This is a genomic window from Cupriavidus sp. 01L46 (genome assembly GCF_056399905.1).
Genome location: NZ_JBFTSF010000331.1, coordinates 1 through 6,215 on the forward strand (window position 1 = coordinate 1; position 6,215 = coordinate 6,215).

General features: G+C 60.6%; 6 protein-coding genes. All 6 read right to left on the reverse strand.

The genetic code is table 11. The annotated features are described in order from the left end of the window. The coding region (locus AC1DS3_RS33295; RefSeq protein WP_477128834.1) for a M48 family metallopeptidase at window positions 1–1,898 on the reverse strand (1,898 nt) is incomplete at its 3' end. Between the two features lie 166 nt (window positions 1,899–2,064). After that, on the reverse strand, window positions 2,065–3,837 hold the full coding sequence (locus AC1DS3_RS33300) for a ShlB/FhaC/HecB family hemolysin secretion/activation protein (RefSeq protein WP_441635980.1): 1,773 nt from the start codon (window positions 3,835–3,837) through the stop codon (window positions 2,065–2,067). 71 nt (window positions 3,838–3,908) lie between these two features. Continuing rightward, a complete protein-coding gene (locus tag AC1DS3_RS33305; protein WP_441635982.1) occupies window positions 3,909–4,421 on the reverse strand; it encodes a hypothetical protein in 513 nt (170 codons plus the stop codon). A gap of 147 nt (window positions 4,422–4,568) precedes the next feature. Beyond that, complete coding sequence (locus AC1DS3_RS33310) at window positions 4,569–5,138, reverse strand: hypothetical protein (protein ID WP_441635983.1); 570 nt, start codon at window positions 5,136–5,138, stop codon at window positions 4,569–4,571. A 127-nt stretch (window positions 5,139–5,265) separates the two neighbouring features. After that, on the reverse strand, window positions 5,266–5,613 hold the full coding sequence (locus AC1DS3_RS33315) for a DUF596 domain-containing protein (RefSeq protein WP_441635985.1): 348 nt from the start codon (window positions 5,611–5,613) through the stop codon (window positions 5,266–5,268). A gap of 238 nt (window positions 5,614–5,851) precedes the next feature. Then, on the reverse strand, window positions 5,852–6,215 hold a 364-nt coding region (locus AC1DS3_RS33320; protein WP_477128835.1), incomplete at its 5' end, for an Imm63 family immunity protein.

Sequence of the window (6,215 nt, forward strand, 5' to 3'; positions counted from 1 at the left end):
GCGAGCACCTGCTCCCCGGGCCGCAAGTCCGGTGCTTCACGAAAGATCTGATGCAGCGCGCGCTGCACGTCTTCGGCGGCGGCAAGCACAATCTTGACGCCGCGCTCATTGATCGAGCCCGCCGCCGTTGCGCGCTGCCATGCCAGCGCCAGCGCGGCCTGCGCATCCCGCAGATTCGCTTCAGCATGGTTTGCATAATGGAGGACATGCACCAGGCCTCGCAGATACGCATGCCATTCCGGTGAGCGTTGTTTTGCGACGGTCAGATGGAAGCTGCGCACCCGCTTCAGCGTCGATTCCAGGCGGGTGCGGACAGTCCTACATTCTTCGTCGACCGCCGCAATTGCAGCAGGCAAGTCATTGCGTCTCAGAACGCCACCACGATGACGAATGACACCGTCCGCCGCGACATAGACCCCATCGCGCAGCGAGCGCAGCAAGGCGAGTTCTCGCTCCAGCGAGCGCCACTCTTCGAGATCACTGCCGATGGACGCGGGATAGAGTGCTTCCAGCGTCAATGGCTCCGCAAACGACGTTGACTCATACAGATCATTGGCGCGCGTCGTATGGCGCGTCGCTGAGAAGGCGAGGTAGATGCCGCGGTAGCATGGCTTCAGCCGTTCGCGCGCAAACTGCTCGTCGAGCCGCTGCACGGTGACATCGGACTCGGCAGGCGGGCAATCCGTATCGCCAACCAGTTGCCGGGTAATGCTTTCGCGCAGTGCGGAAGCATCGTCGAAGACGAGCCACGCGCTGCGTTCATCCTCGGGCGCGCACAAGTACGTACGTTTGGCGTTCTCTTCGCGCTCATGGTTCATGGGATGGGTCGCCCACATCTGGGGCGGTTGCGCCATTTCGCCCTTGAAGACGCGAAATGCCGCCGCCTGCGCGGCAGGTACCTGCGGCCGCTGGCCATAGTCGGGGTCGTTGTAGATCCGACCAAGCCGGGCGGCAATGGCATGTTGCACATCAAATGCATCACGCGGGGGGCGCTGCGCCCCAGTCTCGCCACGCAGGAAAAGCAGGGTCCGGTCCCACGCGTCGTCGGCAATCTGCAGCCGATGCAGCGCATGCACCAGCGCGTCACTGCCGGTCAGCGACACGGCGACCCGGTCGGCCTGCATTTCCATTTCGCGGGACAGGGCTCGCTGCACGATGATCACCAGCCGGAACGCGCTATCCACCACCGCGCGAAGTGCCCAGATGATGAGGCTGAGCACCCAGCCGATCCAGGCCACCCGGTAGTCGATACGTGAGAGGTGGCCCAGGAAGCGATCCAGGGCATCACGCTTGCTGACGATATGCGCCGCAATCTGCTGGGCGGAATATACCCATCGTCCGAGGGCCATGGAACGCTGCGCGAAATGTCCAAATTCGTGAGCGCAAACGGCCTTGAACTCGCTTAGGTTGAGCATATTGACCAAGCCCAGGCCGATCTCAAGGTTCTTGCGCGAGGGGAAGATCAGGTTGAGCGGCGAAAGGTCGTAGAACACCGAAGCGTTGACCCGCCCGCTCACGTAGATCTTGTGCGGACGCGGCGCCCCGGCCTCGTCCGCAACCCGGTCCAGAAAGGCAAACAGGCGGGGCTGCTCCGCCCGCTTGAGTTCAATACCGCCCGCGTACTCTCCCTTCTTGATGAAGAAGAGCGCCTTGACCAGAAAAACCGCTAGAAACAGACTGCATGCGCAGACAATTAACTCAAGCGGACTTGAGCGCGTGCCCATCGCGAGCAGGCGGGTGACTCCCGTCATCGCAAACCAGGCTGTCAGCGCAAGATACAGCGCGAGGAACGTCAGCAGCCCGGCGACCGCAAACCAAGCCCTACGTCTGTAGGATGCGCCGGGACGCGTGAAGCCGGCCGGCACTGCTGTTGGACCCACTGGATAGATCGTTTCCACTCTGGATTCTTCTTGTCTGTTGTTACGAGGTAAGGACGGTGTTCAAGACAACGGCCGCTACGGGGGCTTGAACTGCGCCGCAGCTCTCACGCCGCCCTCAATAGGCGCGAGGTGGCATCGAACGGGCGGTGATTGTCGGAGGGAGAAGAAGTCGCCCGCGTCATTTTTAGTACTGATAAACAAGCTGCAACCCCGCCGTCACCCCCGCCGTATGAAACGCCGCCGGCTTATAAACCGGCATACCCAAAAACAAGTCATACGACACCGCCCCCAGCTTCGACCCCAGCCCGCCTCTCAGCCCAATCACCGCACCCGCCAGCTGCGTACCCACCAGCCCCTCGGTCGACGGCCCAAACACACGTCCATAGTCCAGCCCCGCATACAGCGCCTGCCCGCTCCCGCCCAGCTGCGCCTGTAGCTCATTGCGCCAGTAGAAACCGCGCTCCCCCGCCAGCAGGCTCTCGCCATCAAAGCCGCGCACCGTGTACCGGCTGCCGATGGTCAGCGCGTCGATATAGAACAGCCGGTCATTGGTGAACTGCCCGCGCACGGTAGTGACATAGCGCAGCGATTGCTCCGCCAGCTTGAACGGCACCGACAGGTTCGCATCCAGCACGGCCATGCGGTAACGCCAGGTGGGGCCACCCAGCTGGGCCAGCGTATCGGGCTGCGCGCCAAGGCCGGCCACGCCCTGGCGGTAGGCCAGGCTGCCGTCGAACTGGGCCGCGCCGAAGTAGTGGCGATCGGTGATGCCCACCTCCACCACCGTGTTGTTGCGCCGCTGCTGCTCGATCTCCGTATCCTCGATAAAGCTCTTGCCAAAGCGCTTGGACAGCCGGAACTGCAGGCCGAGCACATCGTTCTGGCTGCGGCTAAGCACCCGCTGCAGCTTGAAATCCACCGTCTGCGAATTGCCGCTGGAGACAAAGGTCTGGTTGACGCCGGCAATCTGCTGGTAATAGGTGCTGGAATACGCCGACACCGTGCCCGTCCAGTAACCCCACGGTACCGAATAGAAACCGTTCCAGCCATGCGTGCCGTGGCGCCGGTCGCCAAAGGCCAGATCCTGGCTGTAGCCCACGTTGAACAGGTCGTTCAGGCCCAGCGGGTTGTCAATGCCCACGCTCAGGTTGCCCTGCAGCTTGCCGGTGGAGCGCGTGCCCGAATTGTCCATCGACGCCACCACCGTCCACGGCTTGGTCCGCTTGACCGCGATCACCACGTCGCTCTGGCCCGGCACGCTGGTGGGCACAACCTGCATGTCCACATCCTGGCTGGTCACGCGCTTCATCTGCTCCAGGCCTTGCTCCAGGTCCCTCAGGTTCAGCAGATCGCCCGGGCGCGCGGGAAACGCGCTCTTCCACGTGCCCCGGAGATCCGGCTCGGCAAAGCGCAATTGCCCGATCACGCCGGGGATCAACGCCATGCGCAGCGTGCCGGTGCTCAGGTCCTGCTCGGGCAGCAACACGCGCGTGGTCACATAGCCCTGGCCAAGGATGACGTGCGACACGCCCTTGGTCAGCATGTCCACGCCCTGCTTGCCGATGCAAGCCCCCTGGTAATGATCCAGCCACGCACGGGCAAAGGCAAACGGATCCTGCGGCAAGGCAGACGCGCCGCGCGCATGCAGCGCGGGCGGCAGTTCCGCCGGTACCTCAAGCACAAAGCGCTCGATGCGAAAGCACGGCTGCTCAACCGGCAACGCGGGAAACCCCTCCGCCGACGGCTGCGCTGCCCGCACGCCCGGCGCCTGGACCGCCTGGGCGCGTTCGCGGGCTTCCTGCTGCTGGCGCACGCGCTGTTCCTGTTCGGCGCCGGAGAGGATGGCGGCCTGACCCGGATTGGCGGGAGGGACCTGGGCACGCAATGACGTACTGGTGTAACCCGCACCACCTGCCACCGAGAGCATGGCGGCAATCATTCTTCTTCTGATCTGCATGAAAGCTTGTATTTGCGTGACCCAGCGTCACGGCATGTTTGGCACCCGCGCGCGGCTAACCGCTCACGCCATTAATCGAAGCCGATGCAGGTAAAACCCCGCTGGCGCGGCTCGACCCGCTTGATCTGCACAGGCTTGACATCCGTCTCGTCCGTCTCATCGAACACCGCGATATGGCAGTAAGGCTTATTCGCGCTCACCGCCTGCTTCCAGATGGAAACCTTCGCCGACTCCTCATCCGGCCCCGGCCTGCCATGCGCGACGTACTTGTGACCCGCCTCCGGCTTGAACCGGACCATATCGCGGCAGCGATGAATGCCCGATGCACCGTCAATCGCAATCACCAGGGGACGCGCGGCACGCACGCGGATGCTCGGCGCTGCGGACCGCGTGTTCAGGATGGCATCACCCTGGTAGCAGCCCTTCTGGTTCACTTGCGGAATGGTCATGCTGAAGCCGCCGGTTCCGTAAAGCTCGGCAGACGGATCGTCGGGGCCGAGTGGCGGCGCGAGCGTGGAAACCGATGTGCAGCCGACCATCAGGGCTGGCAGTGCGAGCATGGCGAGACGAGAGAATTGACCCATATGGTGACTTCTTTATTTCTTTATATTTGCTTGCTGACAACCCCGGGAAATGCACTCCCGGATACGACGTCCGGCCAAGGTGTCGCGCGTTCTGCGTTACGCACAAAGCCCGCGCCCCCAGCCCGACGAGAAAACAAACGCAGAGCGCTACTCCACGCTGGCCGGAGCAACCGCAGAAGCCGGCGCGGCTTCCGCCGCCACCTCGGCAGCCTCCTTAGGCGGCGCCTCCTCCTTGATCACATAGGACGGATCGGCAACCCAACGCCCMAGATCCTTCCCGATGGCAACGGCGGTACGGTCAAGGATGGAGCACGTCCCCTTGAAGCCKCCCCACATCCCACCCACCGACCACCGGTTGATCTTGGTATTGCGGATCACCTTGCCGCCTTCAAGTAGATCGGCAGTCACAGTGATAGCTTTAGGGCCAGTCCAGGCACCGCCGCCAACACCAAGGATGTGGGTGATTTGCAGCCGGAGCACCTGCGCCCCGTTGGCATCGCCCGTGGACGCGACCGTGCCGTCGCCGCTCTTGTTCCGCTTGCGCAGTACATCGCCGACGCGGGTCGTCAGCATGTTCTCGATCTGGCATTCGGACTTGACCTGGTCGACTACGCTGGCGCCCGGAGCGTAGGTGACTGGGGTTTCCAGGAGGACTGGGCTGGCTGCGAAAGCGGTGGTGGTGGAAAGGCAAAAACCGATTAAGAACAGATTCTTCATGATTTTATTTTTAAAAAAATTAAATTTAATACAAATCTATATTCTGGCGTCTGATAACGATCGGCATACTCAAAGATCCGCGCACCGGAAAATCGAAATTACCCGCGAAGAATGCTACATACCTCATCTAGGTCCATATTTCGTTGCCTACGTCATCTATCCAGACGGCTCCTCCTGGGCAGTCGTCTGAGAAAAACCATATCGCAAGCCCGGTATTCTTTTCCAATTCCGCCTCACTCGTTGGAAAAGACTCGCGAAACCTCCTCACTATTTTATTTGAATCGCCCTCCAAAATCCGATCCTTCTTTCCCAGCTTAACTATTCCGTTTTCTAGAAACTTCTCCAATAGCCACAAGAATGCCTCTCTTGCCACGTTGAAATCCCCATAATCCTGCCGCACGCATAGCCATACGGCATCGAGCGCCATCCCTTCTGTAAGATCTGCGATTTCCTGCCGGCGCTCATCTTCGAACATGGTAAATATTAATCCTCCGCAGTCACGTCGCCCTCTTGCTCAATTTCTGGCCCCAATTGGCTAAGTACGTAGAAACTCCTGCATCAAGCGGGATTCAARCGACCTATCGGGATCCGTATTATCCATAACGACCAAATAACTGCACTCACGCGCCTCAACCCAGGCTTCGGAAAAATTCCAACTTAATCACTGGATAAAATACCCTGTAGCTCCTTGGCCGAGTATTTTTCCTGACTAGTTAGTAGGCATCGACGAACGGGTGTCCCGCTAAAATCCTGGCCACTTCCACAGCCTCTCTCCTTTCCCAATTTTCATCGATCGCATGCAGTAATTCCTGTTTCTTGGCAAAAGCGATTCGTCTAGGGTCCCGGCCTGGGACCCGATTTTGCAACTCGTACCTAAACGCAACGTTCGAACAAACACCCTCAAAAAACCAGAAGAGGATATCGCCCAAGTTTCGAGAGTTTTTCCTCGTGAACTCGTACCCTCTCTCCGAGATCACGAAGTAATACTCCTCGCCGAGGATCTCGATATGAGGGCTACCATCGCCGACTGGAACTGTCGGCAGACTCAGGAGCTCCCGAGGAATGGCAGCTCTTGCC

Coding starts and splice junctions, on each gene's coding strand:
- AC1DS3_RS33300 (WP_441635980.1), bottom strand. CDS start 3,837: ATGCAGATCAGAAGAAGAATGATTGCCGCCATGCTCTCGGTGGCAGGT.
- AC1DS3_RS33315 (WP_441635985.1), bottom strand. CDS start 5,613: ATGTTCGAAGATGAGCGCCGGCAGGAAATCGCAGATCTTACAGAAGGG.
- AC1DS3_RS33305 (WP_441635982.1), bottom strand. CDS start 4,421: ATGGGTCAATTCTCTCGTCTCGCCATGCTCGCACTGCCAGCCCTGATG.